General features: G+C 42.7%; 17 protein-coding genes. 5 read left to right on the forward strand and 12 right to left on the reverse strand.

The genetic code is table 11. From position 1 onward, the window contains the following. Positions 1 to 88: 88 nt before the first annotated feature. The 3 genes from DACSA_RS04600 to gshA are packed head-to-tail and all read right to left on the reverse strand — an operon-like array spanning position 89 to position 3,259. The gene (locus DACSA_RS04600; RefSeq protein WP_015228640.1) at positions 89 to 808 is read right to left on the reverse strand and encodes a hypothetical protein; all 720 of its coding nucleotides are present in this window, start codon (positions 806 to 808) and stop codon (positions 89 to 91) included. 21 nt (positions 809 to 829) lie between these two features. Next, complete coding sequence (locus DACSA_RS04605; protein ID WP_015228641.1) at positions 830 to 2,074, reverse strand: MFS transporter; 1,245 nt, start codon at positions 2,072 to 2,074, stop codon at positions 830 to 832. Positions 2,075 to 2,107: 33 nt separating this feature from the next. Next, positions 2,108 to 3,259 carry a glutamate--cysteine ligase gene (gene gshA / locus DACSA_RS04610; RefSeq protein ID WP_015228642.1) on the reverse strand — a complete coding sequence of 384 codons (1,152 nt, stop codon included), beginning with the start codon at positions 3,257 to 3,259 and terminating at the stop codon, positions 2,108 to 2,110. Positions 3,260 to 3,376: 117 nt separating this feature from the next. Between gshA and DACSA_RS04615 the strand changes: the two genes are divergently transcribed. Then, positions 3,377 to 4,078: a precorrin-2 C(20)-methyltransferase gene (locus DACSA_RS04615; protein WP_015228643.1), complete on the forward strand. Its 702-nt coding sequence runs from the start codon at positions 3,377 to 3,379 to the stop codon at positions 4,076 to 4,078. Positions 4,079 to 4,312: 234 nt separating this feature from the next. Here DACSA_RS04615 and DACSA_RS04620 read toward each other — a convergent pair whose 3' ends face one another. The 5 genes from DACSA_RS04620 to DACSA_RS04640 form a co-directional block, all read right to left on the reverse strand. Then, positions 4,313 to 5,065 (reverse strand): alpha/beta fold hydrolase, encoded by a 753-nt coding sequence (locus tag DACSA_RS04620; protein WP_015228644.1) that lies wholly within the window; start codon positions 5,063 to 5,065, stop codon positions 4,313 to 4,315. Positions 5,066 to 5,105: 40 nt separating this feature from the next. After that, entirely contained in the window at positions 5,106 to 5,318 is a 213-nt protein-coding gene (locus DACSA_RS04625; RefSeq protein WP_198007632.1) for a hypothetical protein, read from the reverse strand. 487 nt (positions 5,319 to 5,805) lie between these two features. Next, on the reverse strand, positions 5,806 to 6,318 hold the full coding sequence (gene fldA, locus DACSA_RS04630; protein WP_015228646.1) for a flavodoxin FldA: 513 nt from the start codon (positions 6,316 to 6,318) through the stop codon (positions 5,806 to 5,808). A gap of 466 nt (positions 6,319 to 6,784) precedes the next feature. Further along, positions 6,785 to 8,281: a chlorophyll a/b binding light-harvesting protein gene (locus tag DACSA_RS04635; RefSeq protein ID WP_015228648.1), complete on the reverse strand. Its 1,497-nt coding sequence runs from the start codon at positions 8,279 to 8,281 to the stop codon at positions 6,785 to 6,787. A gap of 45 nt (positions 8,282 to 8,326) precedes the next feature. Further along, complete coding sequence (locus tag DACSA_RS04640; protein ID WP_015228649.1) at positions 8,327 to 9,346, reverse strand: chlorophyll a/b binding light-harvesting protein; 1,020 nt, start codon at positions 9,344 to 9,346, stop codon at positions 8,327 to 8,329. 97 nt (positions 9,347 to 9,443) lie between these two features. Between DACSA_RS04640 and DACSA_RS04645 the strand changes: the two genes are divergently transcribed. From DACSA_RS04645 to dpsA, 4 genes are all read left to right on the forward strand, one after another. Further along, positions 9,444 to 9,776 carry a cyclic nucleotide-binding domain-containing protein gene (locus DACSA_RS04645; RefSeq protein WP_156800652.1) on the forward strand — a complete coding sequence of 111 codons (333 nt, stop codon included), beginning with the start codon at positions 9,444 to 9,446 and terminating at the stop codon, positions 9,774 to 9,776. Positions 9,777 to 9,986: 210 nt separating this feature from the next. Beyond that, positions 9,987 to 10,250, forward strand: coding sequence for an Asr1405/Asl0597 family protein (locus DACSA_RS04650; RefSeq protein WP_015228651.1), 264 nt, complete (start codon positions 9,987 to 9,989; stop codon positions 10,248 to 10,250). A gap of 23 nt (positions 10,251 to 10,273) precedes the next feature. Further along, complete coding sequence (locus DACSA_RS04655; protein ID WP_015228652.1) at positions 10,274 to 10,654, forward strand: ferrous iron transport protein A; 381 nt, start codon at positions 10,274 to 10,276, stop codon at positions 10,652 to 10,654. 137 nt (positions 10,655 to 10,791) lie between these two features. Beyond that, the gene (dpsA, locus tag DACSA_RS04660; RefSeq protein WP_015228653.1) at positions 10,792 to 11,346 is read left to right on the forward strand and encodes a DNA starvation/stress protection protein DpsA; all 555 of its coding nucleotides are present in this window, start codon (positions 10,792 to 10,794) and stop codon (positions 11,344 to 11,346) included. Between the two features lie 179 nt (positions 11,347 to 11,525). Here dpsA and tmk read toward each other — a convergent pair whose 3' ends face one another. From tmk to hpf, 4 genes are all read right to left on the reverse strand, one after another. Continuing rightward, on the reverse strand, positions 11,526 to 12,152 hold the full coding sequence (tmk, locus tag DACSA_RS04665) for a dTMP kinase (RefSeq protein WP_041235328.1): 627 nt from the start codon (positions 12,150 to 12,152) through the stop codon (positions 11,526 to 11,528). A 19-nt stretch (positions 12,153 to 12,171) separates the two neighbouring features. Beyond that, positions 12,172 to 12,789, reverse strand: a complete 618-nt coding sequence (gene hisB, locus DACSA_RS04670; protein ID WP_015228655.1) for an imidazoleglycerol-phosphate dehydratase HisB — start codon at positions 12,787 to 12,789, stop codon at positions 12,172 to 12,174. Positions 12,790 to 12,816: 27 nt separating this feature from the next. Further along, positions 12,817 to 13,593, reverse strand: coding sequence for an enoyl-ACP reductase FabI (gene fabI, locus DACSA_RS04675; protein ID WP_015228656.1), 777 nt, complete (start codon positions 13,591 to 13,593; stop codon positions 12,817 to 12,819). 344 nt (positions 13,594 to 13,937) lie between these two features. Then, complete coding sequence (gene hpf, locus DACSA_RS04680; protein ID WP_041235690.1) at positions 13,938 to 14,627, reverse strand: ribosome hibernation-promoting factor, HPF/YfiA family; 690 nt, start codon at positions 14,625 to 14,627, stop codon at positions 13,938 to 13,940. Positions 14,628 to 14,729 lie beyond the last annotated feature (102 nt).

The raw sequence follows: 14,729 nt of genomic DNA on the forward strand, positions 1-14,729 counted from the left end.
TGGAGACATGCCATGGAACGTCTCTACCCAACCTACTTTTTTGTCCTTTGTGTTGGGTTTCGCTTCGCTTCACCCAACCTACTTTTTATCATTGATTGGGTGAACCTGATTTTAAACTGGCGATACTTTGTTCAAAATTGGAGACTCGATTTTGAAATTCACTTTCTGGGGTGGTGTAATTGGTAATCCACATTGTCTCTGCTTCTGGTTGAAAATAAAACAATTGTTTCATCGCCACTCCCTCTTCTGTGGTGACAGTGGCGATAATTCGTCCTAAAGATTTCTCTCCCTGAGTGGTGATAATTTCCCCTTCAATTTTATGAGTCTTTTCTAGTGCTTCCACTGCTGTTTCTAGATAGTTTTCGAGGGTAACGTCGGCTTCGATCGGTTGCTTAAGAATGTTAACATTTGTGAGAGCATCTGGGGTGATCGATCGAGCATCAAAAGCCATGAAAACGATCTGATCTAAATTCTGTTTAATTGCTTGTAACCGTTTCTGATAACCTTGATCTAAACCTTTTAAAGCCTCTTCGATTGCTGTGAAATCTCGCAAAGGATTTCCCCCGCGATAGGTTTTGGGAAGGGAGAGACTAACGCCTTCACCTTTTATCGTCTGCCAGTTTTCCGCTTCTAAATCAAATGCTTTTAATTGCGGCGTAACTGCTTCTAAACTGGCTTGAGTTGAGGAAACATTGGGGTTTTTGGGAGAAAAATCTTGACAGCTACTGAGGATAAATAACAGACAAACTAATAACAAGTTTTTCCAGAAACAGTGAGACAATTTTGGTTGATTTTTACAACGACTCATAGTTAACTTTTCTACTAGATTCTAGGATTTTAGGAGTTGATTTAAAATTCTTAAAGCAAACATTCCGACGAGAGTGGTTGCGGCTGCTACTAACCAAAACTGATCTGTAATCCAACGACTTTGATCTAACGCCCAGCCACCGACGGGAGGCCCCACAAAGAAACCAACCGCCCAACATTGGGAATTAAGGGATAAATAGACACCGCGCAAAGAAGCTGGCGCAATATCAGCAACCAGAGACGATGCTGAGGGAGTGTAACTATTTAAGCCTAAACTCAGAATCCCTAATGTAATGATAGCAATAACCAGAGGGGCGACAGTTGTAATTCCAGTTACCCAAATTAACACAAAACCAATGAGCCATAAAGAGAAGGAAAAGGTTAATGCTTGTGCGCGTCGAAAACGATTCAAAAATCTCGCCATTGGTAACTGCATAATGGCAGCAAAGGTAATATACCATGTGAATAAAGCGCTGATGATTTCTGGAGAAAACCCTAATGCTTCGCCCCCCGTTTGGACATAGTTTCGGAAGTAAAGCGGAAGCGTGCTTTGAATTTGCGAAATGTACGTGGTGAACAGAATATTAATCCCTAAAAAGGTAACAAATGCGCGATCGCGCAGGGCAATTCCCCAACCTGAAAACGGGTTTTTTGCAGTGGTTTGTCCTTCAAAATTATAACTTTCTTTTACAGCAAAATAAATCACCGCAAAGAAGACAAGAAATGAAATCCCATCCGCAACAAATAAAAGCCGATAATTCCCCGCCGTACTAATAATTAATCCCCCTAAAACCACACCAATTCCCAACCCTAAACTATCGGCAACGCGAGTCACCGCAAACGCCTCATTGCGTTCTTCTGGGGTAGTAATATCAGCAATTACAGCTTCGGTAGCGGGCCAATAAAGTCCCACCCCTAAACCTAGCACAAGATTTCCTAAGAGGAGGGTAGGAAAGTTATAAGTTAGTGCTAAAAACACATCTGCTAAAACCGAAATGGCTGCGGAAAGTAATAAAGTGCGTCGTCTTCCTACGGATTTATTATCAGTAAATACGCCGCCCAAAAAGCGACCGATTACGCCTGCAATTTGACCGCTTCCAATGCCAATTCCGACTAAAGTTGCCGATAAACCGACTTGATTAACAAAGAAAATCGGAGCATAAAATAAGACGAATCCTGTACCAATTTCTGATAGTAATCTCCCAGAAGCAAGAATCCAAACGGTGCGATTTAAGGAGGGAAGTTGTTCACTTATTTTTTTGAGCATGAATTAATTTTTATTAGTTATGATTTTCCCAAACTAAACCGCCAAAGGTTGACAGAGTTTGTCCTCTAATTCGGCTTCTTCTCCTTCCATTTTTTGGATTCCCTGAGTAATTAAATCAGTGGGGCTGACTCCTTTTTCATACTCTCGTAACCATTTTTGCGCTGTATTTCCTTCCCGTAAAATTTTCTGCACAGGGGAAAGAAAACAACTAAATCCTTTCGCTTTCGCAAGGGGATAAACTTGATGATAAATGTCTTTAATCCAATCTTCGGCAATAATGGGTCGTCCATCTTGCCAATGACGCAGTTCTGCTGCTAAACTTTTACGAGCCACTGCTTGTTCGTTGGCGTAGGCGATCGCGACTAAATCCTCGGCGCGAGTGTGCGCGGGGAGTTGGGATTGTTGAAGTGGATCGAGATCAGGGGTGAGTAACATTTGAGTGAGACGTGCTTCTAAAAGAGCGGTCACTGCTAAAAGCGCGATCGGATCAACAATTAAATCACAAATTCGTAACTCCAAGCGATTAAGATTGTAAGGACGATGATCACCATTGGGACGAACCGATAACCAAAGATGGCGAACATTCTGCATGGTTTTCTGATCCAGTTGTTGATTCACCCAACGGATATGATGAGCGTGATCTTCAAATAGGGGAACATAGGAAGGAGTTTGCGGAAATACTGCCCAGCGTGTAGAGTGATAACCAGTCGCTTTGCCATCAATGAAGGGAGAAGAAGCACTCAACGCTAAATATAACGGGGCTTCTAAACGAATGAGACGACAGGCTTGGATTAGTTTTTCTGTATCTTCAAACCCAACGTTAATGTGAATGCTGGCGGTAACGACTTTTGTGCCATAAGTTTTTTCAATATAATCATGGTAGGGGTTTTGAGGATCAGAACGATAAAATCGATCGCTCCCTTCTAAGGAGAGGGTACTTCCTGGAATTAATGTATAATCCCCTTGAGTCTTCAAATAATGGCGAAGTTGGACGCGGGGGCGCACTAACGCACATAAAAGACGCTCATAACAGCACAGAGGAGCAGTGGTATATTCCACATTTCGGCTGTCTGGTTCGCGGACAAATCCTTGTAAATCTCGGACGATTCGATCGGAAAGACCAACGATCGTACCATCAGGTTTTCCCGTGTACATTTCAACTTCAAAGCCTTTGCAGAGTAGCACAATTTTTCCTCGCTCAGTGGAACTCAGACTCTATCTTAACGCCTTCAGTTGCCTAGTAACGACAGAAGGTGCTACAGTCACTGCAGACGGTCAGTAAAGGAAATGATGAGATAGCACGTGGGTAAACTTTATGGGGTTAGCGTCGGCACTGGCGATCCAGAATTAATTACGGTGAAGGGGTTAAAGTGTCTTCAACAAGCAAAAATTGTGGCGTTTCCAGAGGGAATACAAGGGAAACCAGGAATCGCCCAGCGAATTATTACGCCTTGGCTACAGTCGCATCAAACGCTGTTACCGCTTAAGTTTCCTTATGTGCAGGATGAGAGAGAATTAAATCAGGCTTGGGAAACGGCGGCGAAAACGGTCTTGGGATATTTGCAAAGGGGAGAAGATGTTACTTTCGCTTGTGAGGGAGATGTGAGTTTTTACAGTACCTTTACCTATTTGGCGCAAACGGTGCAAAAATTAGATGCAAGTGTCACTGTGGAAACCATGCCTGGGGTTTGTTCTCCCATGGCAGCCGCCGCCGCGTTAGGGATTCCCTTGACGACTCGATCGCAACGGTTAATGATTTTACCCACTCTGTATCATCTCGATGAACTAGAAACCGCTTTGAATACAGCAGAAGTGGTGGTATTGATGAAATTTAGTTCTCTCTACCCCCAAATTTGGGCGTTATTAGAAGAGAAAGGGTTACTGGCTTCCAGTTGTATCGTGGAAAGGGCAACGATGCCAGAACAAGTGATTTATGAGGGGCTGCTCGATCGAGCAAACTTGCAACTTTCTTACTTTTCGGTAATGATTATTAAAATCCAGTGAGATCGGGCGATCGTTTATAGCGCGGTTGCAAGTTGCATTAGGCAAGAGGCAAGAGGCAAAAGGCAAAAGGCAAAAGCAAAGGTCATGTAGGTTGGGTGAAGAGTAGCGAAACCCAACACCAGCATCAATGTAGCATCAATGTAGGTTGGGTGAAGAGTAGCGAAACCCAACACCAATCATGTAGAGATTCCTCTGACTGAACTTGTCGAAGTATGGAACTTCTTCCCAAAGAAACTAAAAAATCGAATTAGAGATAAGTTGATTTTCTTGTATATTTTTCTTCTCTTTTTCTCCCCAAAATTGACAGACTTTTGCTCCCACATTTCGAGGATAAAAGTAATGGAAAAAGTGAAAACCGCGAGGATTTAGCCAAACCTGATCTCGATCAAAGCTAAGATAACGATTCCACCCTTTAATCGCAGTTGGAGAAACCACCAAATCATCCTCACTTCCCAACACAAACAAAGGCACATCTACGCCACCTTTTTCGCCACTCAGTTGTTGATAAAGAGAATGAGGAGAAGGAGACGAAAGCAAATCTCGCCGTAACACTTCTAACAAATAGCGAGTCATGCGATTATTTTGTTCTCCAAACAAATTATACACCATTTGCTCCAAAATAATACTTTTTGGACAGCGTAAATGTTTAAACAAACTATAATAATACGCTTGCCAATCCAATGCGGGATCGACGCCAACTCCTAACAAAGTTAATGATTTTACCTTCTCTGGAAATTGGCGCGTATAAACTAAACCTAACCATCCTCCTAACCCATGTCCAATCAGATGAACAGGTTGAGATAATGTGTTTAAATAATCCTTTAAAGACACCAACGCCTGCTCTAAAGAAGACCCTTCATCTTGAGTTTGTAAATACTCCCAATGAGCCACCGGCCCCGCTTGAGAAAGACAATTTAATAAAGGAGAATGAAAGGCATGAAAAACGGGATTAGGTGTTAACCACACCGCGATCGGTTCTTGTGACATAATAATCTAAAAATATCAGTAGGATTCTGTTAGTAAAACCTTAAGTATTGGCTTGATAAAACTTTTTAGAAGCACAACCACAATCAGAAGCATCCTTCTCTGATTTCGGTTCAAAATCTCGACAATAAATGGCTGCTTCTGTTTCCGCATCATAAGGGTTGACCGTACACTTGAGACGATGATCATTAGTAGCAAATCGACAACGACTGCAAGGAATTTGGTGTAGTGTCTTGAGGTAATTTGTCCCTTTCATTGTGATTTTGGAAGCACTCCAAATACAAAAAAGAATGAAACCCCAAGTACAACAAAAGCAAATTATTTGTAAAACCATCACATTTTCTTGAAACAATAATCGCACTCGATCGCAGCAAATGTACTAGGAGGGAAAAGAGAAAAAAGTAATCTTATTCCCCCTCTTTCAAAGGAAAGTAATCTTATACCATTTTGGAAAAGTCAAGTTGCATTAAAGCCCCCCAAACCCCCCAAAAGTGGGGGGCTTAAGTGGTCGATACTGTAGCACAAATTATTCACGCATGGTATTATTTCCACCCTTTTACAAAGGAAAGTAATCTCTTATTCCCCCCTTTACAAAGGAAGGTAATCTCTTATTCCCCCCTTTCAAAGGAAAGTAATCTCTTATTCCCCCCTTTCAAAGGAAAGTAATCTCTTATTCCCCCCTTTCAAAGGAAAGTAATCTCTTATTCCCCCCTTTCAAAGGGGGGTTAGGGGGGATAAATCAATTAAAGATCAAACTCACCTTTCAATTGTTTTACCCAAGCACTAATGCGCTCATCCGTTAAATCAGCTTGATTATCTTCATCGAGAGCTAATCCAACAAACTTCCCATTTTTAAGTGCTTGTGATTCATTAAAATCATAGCCATCCGTTGACCAATGACCAACCGTTTTTCCGCCTAACTCAGAAACTTTACTTTCTAAAATTCCCATTGCATCTTGGAAGTTATCCGCATAACCTTCCTGATCTCCAGAACCAAAATAAGCCACTTTTTTTCCGCTAAAATCAACCTCATCTAATTCTGGATAATAACCTTCCCAATCACTTTGTAATTGTCCAATATCCCACGTTGGACAAGCAATGATAATGTTTTCATAATCATCAAATTCATCGTCTTCTACTTCAGAAATCTCATGGAGTGTTACCACATTCTCACCGCCAAATTCCTTTTGAATCCGCTCGGCAATATCTTGAGTGTTTCCTGTAGTAGAACCAAAAAATAAACCAATCTTCGCCATTTTTACTCCTTAACTAATGTAATTTTTTTTCTGCTGTTGCATTCCTTTTTGAATCGGCATTTCTTGCCAACAGTGAGGACAAAACCAGTAAATCCGACTTCGACTCACTTGACAGATCAGCCTTTCTCGACAGCAGGGGCAAGTATTCATTTTCCATGAAATTATGTAGGGGATTAATTCCTTTTCTTAAATATAATCCCAGTTGCTAAAAATTGTCAACTATTTTTCCGCTTAATTTTTGTCCAATTTTTTTCAGTGAGATATGGATAGTTTTCGATTAATAAAAACCACAGTTATCCCCTGTCTTCCTAATAACAGAAAGACATTGTTCCCCCCTTTCAAAGGAGGGGGGATAAAAGGAAGGTGACTTTTTGAAAGCGGCATTGTTCCCCCCAATCATCGGGGGGTTAGGGGGGATAAAAGAAAGTGACTTTTTTAAAGTGGCATTAACACTCAATCGATCGAATTAAAACACCAAACCAACAAACTGATCTAAAAGTAGGTAAGCGAAAATTGCGCCACCGACACCACCAACCAGAAAACCGCCACTAAATAAACTCCAACCTTCAGCCGTTTTAATTCCAGTAGGAACATTGGGAACAGTGCGAGAAAAATTAGGACGAGGTAATGTTTCTAAACGTTTCTCAAAAGAAACCGTGCCATACAACGAGAGACAAATCGTTAAAATAACAATCAGTCCACAAGCACTGACTAACGCCGCTAACAAATTAAAATCGCTACTCCGCAGGGGTCCCAAAACTGCAAATGGACCGATTAGCCAGTAACCGTGTGCCATGCCAATTTCCAAACCCCGCATCAGAGGAGATAAACCATCCCGATAAATCGGTAAATTAGCAACAAATTTGAGGGTGATATCATTGGCATTCACAGGAGTGGCAAGATTTCCCTCATTAGTTTCCTGATAAGCACGAATCACGTCTCCTTGTTTGAAATCAAAGCCAGCAAACGCACCACGCACTCGAATCGCGTGCCATAAATGCCCTAGCAGGAAAACCCCGCCTAACGCATAGTGAAAACTTGCTAACCAGCCTCGTGCAGAAACTTCACCAGCAGCAGTTTCCCAACTGTTTGCCACGCCGAAAAACACTTCTGGATAAACCGTGTCATTCACGCTGACAAAATAGCCCGCTAAAATCCCCATGTATGCGATCGCGCCGAGACTGTAACAGAGATACGCCTCGCCTGAATAAAACAGCACTCGTTGCGCCCAACCAAAGGGTTTCGTGAGGATATGGAAAACACCACCGCCAACCAGAATCAAGCTAATCCAAAGATGACCACCAATGACATCTTCTAAATTATCAACAGCAGCCATTCCTTCCCAGCCGTGTTGTCCCCATAAATAACCAAAAATTGTAATCGGATTTAAAGTGGGATTCGTAACAACACGCACCGCGCCATTTTCACCAGCCCAGGGGTCAAACACACCACCCCAAAACATCGCTTTCGATACGAGGAGAAACGCCCCAACACCAAGTAAAATCAAGTGAATCCCGATGATAGAGGTCATTTTGTCTTTATCGTCCCAGTCGTAGCCAAAAAAGCCAGCAAAACTGTTTTGATTCTTGGGTAAAACTTCTGGACCCAGTAAAGCGTGATAAATGCCACCAGCCCCTAAAACCGCAGAGGAAATAATATGTAAAACTGCAACGACAAAATAGGGATAGGTGTTAATCACTTCTCCCCCATCACCAACACCAAAACCGAGAGTGGCGAGATGGGGAAGTAAAATCAAACCCTGTTCATACATGGATTCAGTGGGCGTGTAACGGGATAATTCAAATAGGGTCATTGCCCCAGCCCAAAAGACAATTAAACCCGCATGAGCAACATGAGCGCCCAACAATTTACCCGACAAGTTAACAAAGCGAGCATTGCCAGCCCACCACCCCACATCGGGGATTTGCTCCTTATTGGGACTATTCGCGATAACGACAGTCATTCTGAAACCTCCTTGCAAAACTTTAGCATTTGTTTGGAAAAAAAATTAACTGAGAGACGATGCACTTTCATTGCTGACGCGACCTTGTTGGAAGTCGAACCCAGCAGCGCGGAGAGCGTGCCAAATATGTCCCTGTAAGAGGAAGAACGCCAACCAGAAATGAGCATTGGCTAACCAAGTTCGCGCCGAAACTAAGTTGGGATCAGGGGAAGAAAAGTAAGGAACAATGCTGAGACGAATTTCTAAAGCAGGTCCGTAGAACACTTCTGGATAAACGGTAGTATTCACGGAGACAAAATAAGTGGCAATGAAACCCATCAACGCCAAAGCGCCTAAACTGTAGGACAAATAGGCTTCTCCCGACCAAATAAATAATGATTGTGTCCAAGCATAGGGTCGAGTCACAATATGGAAGATGCCACCAGCGATGAGTAAAATGGCAATCCAGATGTGACCACCAACCACATCTTCTAAGTTATCCACCGCCGCTAACCAATGTCTTCCTTCTGCACCGAAAAGATAGCCAAAAATGGTGGCAGGTGAGAGGGTGGGGTTACTCACGGTGCGGACGGTTTCTAAATTGGGATCGTATAATCCCCCGAAAAACATGGCTTTGGCGACGAGGAGTAATGCTCCTCCTCCCAGTAAAACCAGATGAATACCGATAATAGTAGTCATTTTGTTTTGATCTTTCCAGTCGTAACTGAAAAAGGGGAATTTTCTTTGATCTAATACATTGTTCTCGGAACGCACATGGAAAATGCCTCCGAAGCCTAGAAATGCTGAGGAAATCAGATGAAGCGAACCAATTACGAAAAAGGGATAAGTGCTGACAATTTCTCCGCCGTCGCCGACTCCCCAGCCTTGAGTGGCGAGATGAGGAATTAAGATCAAACCCTGCTCGAACATCGGTTGATCTGGGTTAAACTGACTCAGTTCAAAGAGTGTCATTGCGCCCGCCCAAAAGACAATTAAGCCACCATGAGCAACATGAGCGCCTAAGAGTTTTTGAGAAAGGTTGGTGAGACGGGCATTTCCCGCCCACCAAGGTTGATTTTGGTTCATTATGAAACCTCCACGTCTTATTGCAATTTATCGTCAATTGACTTTCTAGGTTAGTTTACCGTATAACAGAAATAGTTGATAAAGATTTTTATTAAGAATGATGAAGGCACAACAGAAGGTTTTATCCTCAGAATTGCTCAGTTTTGCGAAAGAAGCGAGTTTCACCACAGGGCAACATTTACCAATTCTGCAAAATTGGGCTTGGTTGATTCAAACTGGGGTTGTAAAAACCTACACTTTAGGTGATCAGGGAAATGTGATTATTCTCGGCTATTGGGGAATGGGGGAATTAGTGGGTCAGCCTTTATCGGTGGTTTCTCCCTATCAGGTGCAATGTTGCACTCCTGTTAGAGCGCAACGAGTTCCTTCGACTTTGTGGTCAAGTTACAATAAATCCCCCCTAATATCAGGTTCGGGTAATTGCTTATGATTGGTGTTGGGTTTCGCTTCGCTCCACCCAACCTACTTTTTATCTCGACTACTGGGGAGTTTGGAGGCAACAGGGGAAATTGAACGGTTGGAGAGTCGTTCGTTGGTTGTAAAAAAACTTTAATTTTATAGTTGCAAACTATTATCTTTAAGGTTAGACTAGCAACTAATGTAAACTTCTCTTGCAATTAATTCTTGTTTATTGAGAGTGATGAATCTAAATTTTTCCGAGGAATCAGCAATAAAAACTGAAATCAACGTTAAACAGTTGGAACGTTGGCAAGTCTATCAACGCCTCATCGAGTTGCAAGTTCCCTGTCGTTGTAGCTGTAATCAGCCGTTGGAGGTGGAGTTAAAAACGCCGCTTCAGGTTTGGCAGTTTTGGAGTGTGGTGCGTCGTGTTTCCGCTTCCCGTGACAGTTTGATTGCGGGGTTAGAACGGTGTTGGCAGCTTCCGATGTGTAAAGAAAAGTAGTTGTAGTTAAGTATTGAGAAGAAATGCAGTTTGATTTTTTTCCAGAACATTACCCCGAATCTAATCATCAAAATCGCAGTGATGAAGGTTATTCCGAAAAGTCTTGGCGTTTTACTTATTTAGGAGGGAGCTTTCAGGAGAAAGTTGCGTCACCGCCCGCAAATAGTTTTTCTTTGGTGGAGATGAAGCCTGGCAGTTGGGCGCAGATTGTCGCGCTTCCTCGTCATTCTGATTTCCCCGTTGTTGGGGTAGCGGTGGGAACTTATGTATTAATTTTAGGGCAAACTGAACGCGGTGCGGTACGGGTTCAGGTAATCGGAAAACAGGTGACTCTTGCTGGTGCGATCGCGCAACAAATCTATGTTCGCCCCTTTTATTTTACTAATTCACTATTTATTAATTAATAGAAATTTAGTCAAAAAAAAAGCGTAATTAGGAACAAATATCAATTAAAAAAAGAGCTAATTTTTAATTGTCAATAAGTTAAAGTTTTTGCTAGTATGGTCGAGGATAGAAAAATACTTATTGAGGTTGAACTCCTATGTCTGTAGCTCAAGGCTTACTCCAGTCCTTCGGAGAGGTGAAAGATAATCCTGTTTTATTAGAAAAAAATGTTACAGAACCCGTTTGTGAGGGTTTAAATATTGTCTTGGCTAGTTTCCAAGCGCTTTATTTGCAGTATCAAAAACATCATTTTGTTGTCGAAGGATCAGAGTTTTATTCGCTTCATCAATTCTTTCAAGAATCTTATGGGGAAGCGCAAGGTCATGTCCATGATTTGGCGGAACGCTTAAATGGACTCGGTGGTCTTCCTGTGGCAAGTTTCAGCAAGTTGGCGGAACTGTCTCGCATTGAGTCGGAAGCTGATGGAATGTATGATGTGCGGAGTATGGTTGAGCATGACCTGGCGGCGGAACAAACTTTAATTGAGTTGGTTCGTCAGCAAGCGGCGCAAGCGGAAAGTCTCGGCGATCGCGCGACTCGTTATTTATATGAGCAAATTCTATTAGAAACTGAGGAAAGAGCTTATCATTTAGACCACTTCCTCGCCCACGATAGCCTAACTGTTGCTTTTGTTGGGAATGGTAGTAATTAAAAAGTGCCTCCTGAAAAAGTCCATTGGTTGGTTTAGTAAGGCAAGAGGCAAGTTGCCTTAGGCAAGAGGGTTAATTGATCGGTAGGAGTTTAAGGTTTTGATGCAAGGTCTGACGATTGAACAATCAATGAACTTGCATTTTTACCTGAACTTAATCGCCTCAAATCCTTATGGGGACGTTAAACAGAACGTAAAATAGTTCGGATTTGTTGTTGCACCTGTTCTTCTGTGCCATTGGCATCAATTTTGACAATTCGTTCGGGGAATTGCATTGCTAGTTTGGCATAGCCCGATCGAACGCGATGGTGAAAAGAAAGATCGGCTTGTTCCAATCGATCGCGCTTTCCCCGTTGTTTGACCCGTTCTAAGCCCGTTTCTACTGCCACATCCAACCATAAGGTTAAGTCGCTTTCTAATCCACAGGAAGCGATTTTGTTCAGTTGAGTGATTAAATCTAAATCTAAGCCTCGTCCATATCCCTGATAAGCGGTGGTGGAGTCGATAAATCGATCGCAGAGAACAATTTTTCCTTGCGCTAACTGCGGTTTTAGGAACTGGTTAACGTGCTGGGCGCGATCGGCGGCATATAACAGTAACTCGCTGCGATTATCTAGATCGAAATTGTGACTCTCTAACAGCATCGATCGTAACTTCTTTCCTAACTCAGTTCCCCCTGGTTCACGAGTTCGCACCACCGCCACTGACTTTCCCAATCCTCCTGCTAATAGCCACTGTTGGGTTTTTTCAATTTGGGTACTTTTGCCACCGCCTTCGATGCCTTCAAAAACAATAAACTGACCGCTCATTTCCATCATCAAAACAATCCTAAAGCACGCCCTTAGAACTGGGAATTTGACCACTACGACGGGGATCAATTTCTACAGCACCGCGCAGACTTCTAGCAAACGCTTTAAATGTCGCCTCAATAATGTGGTGTGAGTTAATCCCGTCTAACTGCCGAATATGTAGGGTCATTTGGCTATGATTGACCACAGCGACAAAAAATTCTCTCACTAGCTGAGTGTCATAAGTTCCCACTCGTTGCGTCGGAATCTCCAAACCATAACTGAGATGAGGTCGTCCAGAAAAGTCTAAAGCCACTTGAATCAAAGCCTCGTCTAACGGGGCGATAAAATGACCAAAGCGATAAATCCCTTTACGATCGGATAATGCTTGGGCGAATGCTTTACCGAGAGTAATTCCTACATCTTCGTTCGTATGATGATCATCAATTTCAATGTCTCCAGTGGCTTTTACGTTGAGATCAAATAAGCCATGACTCGCAATTTGATGAATCATGTGGTCAAGAAAAGGGATTCCTGTTTGTGCGTCACAGTTCCCTTCTCCATCGAGATTCAGCGTGACGGAAACATCTGTTTCTCCTGTTGTCCGAGAGACAGAGGCGGTACGAGAGTTAGAAACTTGAGGTTGTGAAAGTTGCATTTTTGTTAATTGTTCTTGGTTAATCCGTTACATTCCCATGATGTTATATCCAGAATCCACATATAACACTTGTCCTGTAATGCCACTGGCGAGGTCACTACATAAAAACGTCGCCGCATTTCCGACTTCGGTTTGGGTGACGGTACGCTTTAAGGGGGCGGTTTGTTCAACGTGATGAATCATGTCTAAAATTCCTCCCACCGCAGAAGAGGCTAAAGTGCGAATCGGTCCGGCGGAGATGGCATTAACCCGAATATTTTGTTCTCCCATTTCGGCGGCTAAATAACGGACGCTCATTTCTAGTGCTGATTTAGCAATTCCCATCACGTTATAGTTGGGGACAACTCTTTCTCCTCCTAAATAGGTGAGGGTGACAATACTTCCGCCTTCAGTCATTAGGGGTTTGGCGGCTTTTGCTAATCGGGTTAGGGAATAGCTGCTGATGTCTAGTGCCTGTTTGAATCCGTCTCTTGAGGTTTGGCTAAAGTCTCCAGAGAGTTCGTCTTTTCCTGCAAAGGCGAGACAGTGAATGAGGATGTCTAGTTTTCCCCATTTTTCGGCGACGGCTTGGAAGGTTTCGTCAATTTGTGCGTCGTCTTGGACGTTACAAGGTAAAAATAAGCTGGGATCGATCGGGGAAACCAGGTCTCTTACTTTTTTCTCGAATCTGCCTCGATCGTCGGGCAAATAGGTTACTCCCATTTCTGCGCCAGCCTGGTGCAGTTGTTGGGCAATTCCCCAGGCGATCGATCGATTGTTAGCAATTCCAGTGACTAGGGCTTTTTTGTCTGTTAAGTCGAGCATTGATGAAGTGTTTATGATTCAATGACAGCCCTTCTAGATTATCAAAGAATTGACCAATTACAGTGACCAGTGATCAGTTAAGCAGTTACCAGTAGTTCTCAAACTTAATTAGTAAAGGTGAAAAATTGATCGATCATTTATTCACTGATCACTGGTTACTGATCACTGGTTACTGATCACTGGTCACTAGTCACTGGTCACTGGTCACTGGTCACTGGGAATCAAGAAGTGAGAAGAGAGAATTTAGAAGTGAGTTTAAATGCCTATTTTTCTCTTTTCTCTCTACTCGTTTCTTAATGACTGATCACTGGTCACTGGTCACTGGTCACTGGTCACTACCGCCTCTAGACTTCTGCTGGCGGACATTCGCTCAATTCTTCTTCGGGTTTGGCGGGTGCGCTGTTACCATTTTGATCAGCCTCATGCACTTTGTCATGTAAAACGCCGTGAGTGTGACCGTTTCCTTTTCGCGGTTGGATTACACCATAGCCCCCATGATTACGCTGATAGATGACGTTGATTTCATTGGTTTCCTCATTACAAAACACATAAAAATCATGATCGACTAATTGCAACTGTTCTTGTGCTTCTTCGATCGACATCGGCGGCATCGCAAAGTATTTGACACGAACTACGTCTTCTGGAAGTTCGGGGGCGCGATCGCGCACTAGGTTCTCACTGACGGGTTCAGGAGTAACCGTTTCCGCCGTTTTTGGGCTGTCATGCGTTTTTTTATGTAAATTTTTTTCTTTATATTTACGAAGCTGACGGGCAATTTTATCGGCAACTAAATCAATGCTCGCATATAAATCACCACTGTGTTCTTGCGCTCGAATTACTTTACCATTTGCATGAACGGTAACCTCTGCTTTCGTTCGATCGCTGACACGGGAATTATGAGCTACTGATAAATGAACATCCACTTTTGAGGTGATTTGCTGAAAGTGTTTCACCGCATTTTCTAGTTTTTCTTCAACATAATTGCGGATGGCTTCAGTCACTTCTATATTATTGCCCTGGATTAAAAGCTTCATCTTTGCTACTCCATCTTCTAACATTTTTAATTGATTTATCCTGATCCCAAAATTAATTTTGAGCAGGAAATTTATTTTATCTTTAATGACACCAAGAGAGCA

Origin of the sequence: Dactylococcopsis salina PCC 8305, from assembly GCF_000317615.1 — a bacterium.
Classification (GTDB): Bacteria; Cyanobacteriota; Cyanobacteriia; order Cyanobacteriales; family Rubidibacteraceae; genus Halothece; species Halothece salina.

Bases quoted from the DNA above. Each gene is read 5' to 3' on its own strand.
- dpsA (WP_015228653.1), top strand. From the start codon at position 10,792: ATGTCTGTAGCTCAAGGCTTACTCCAGTCCTTCGGAGAGGTGAAAGAT.
- hpf (WP_041235690.1), bottom strand. From the start codon at position 14,627: ATGAAGCTTTTAATCCAGGGCAATAATATAGAAGTGACTGAAGCCATC.
- DACSA_RS04620 (WP_015228644.1), bottom strand. From the start codon at position 5,065: ATGTCACAAGAACCGATCGCGGTGTGGTTAACACCTAATCCCGTTTTT.
- fabI (WP_015228656.1), bottom strand. From the start codon at position 13,593: ATGCTCGACTTAACAGACAAAAAAGCCCTAGTCACTGGAATTGCTAAC.
- hisB (WP_015228655.1), bottom strand. From the start codon at position 12,789: ATGCAACTTTCACAACCTCAAGTTTCTAACTCTCGTACCGCCTCTGTC.
- fldA (WP_015228646.1), bottom strand. From the start codon at position 6,318: ATGGCGAAGATTGGTTTATTTTTTGGTTCTACTACAGGAAACACTCAA.
- DACSA_RS04635 (WP_015228648.1), bottom strand. From the start codon at position 8,281: ATGACTGTCGTTATCGCGAATAGTCCCAATAAGGAGCAAATCCCCGAT.
- tmk (WP_041235328.1), bottom strand. From the start codon at position 12,152: ATGAGCGGTCAGTTTATTGTTTTTGAAGGCATCGAAGGCGGTGGCAAA.
- DACSA_RS04605 (WP_015228641.1), bottom strand. From the start codon at position 2,074: ATGCTCAAAAAAATAAGTGAACAACTTCCCTCCTTAAATCGCACCGTT.
- DACSA_RS04650 (WP_015228651.1), top strand. From the start codon at position 9,987: ATGAATCTAAATTTTTCCGAGGAATCAGCAATAAAAACTGAAATCAAC.
- DACSA_RS04600 (WP_015228640.1), bottom strand. From the start codon at position 808: ATGAGTCGTTGTAAAAATCAACCAAAATTGTCTCACTGTTTCTGGAAA.
- DACSA_RS04655 (WP_015228652.1), top strand. From the start codon at position 10,274: ATGCAGTTTGATTTTTTTCCAGAACATTACCCCGAATCTAATCATCAA.
- DACSA_RS04625 (WP_198007632.1), bottom strand. From the start codon at position 5,318: ATGAAAGGGACAAATTACCTCAAGACACTACACCAAATTCCTTGCAGT.
- DACSA_RS04640 (WP_015228649.1), bottom strand. From the start codon at position 9,346: ATGAACCAAAATCAACCTTGGTGGGCGGGAAATGCCCGTCTCACCAAC.
- DACSA_RS04645 (WP_156800652.1), top strand. From the start codon at position 9,444: ATGATGAAGGCACAACAGAAGGTTTTATCCTCAGAATTGCTCAGTTTT.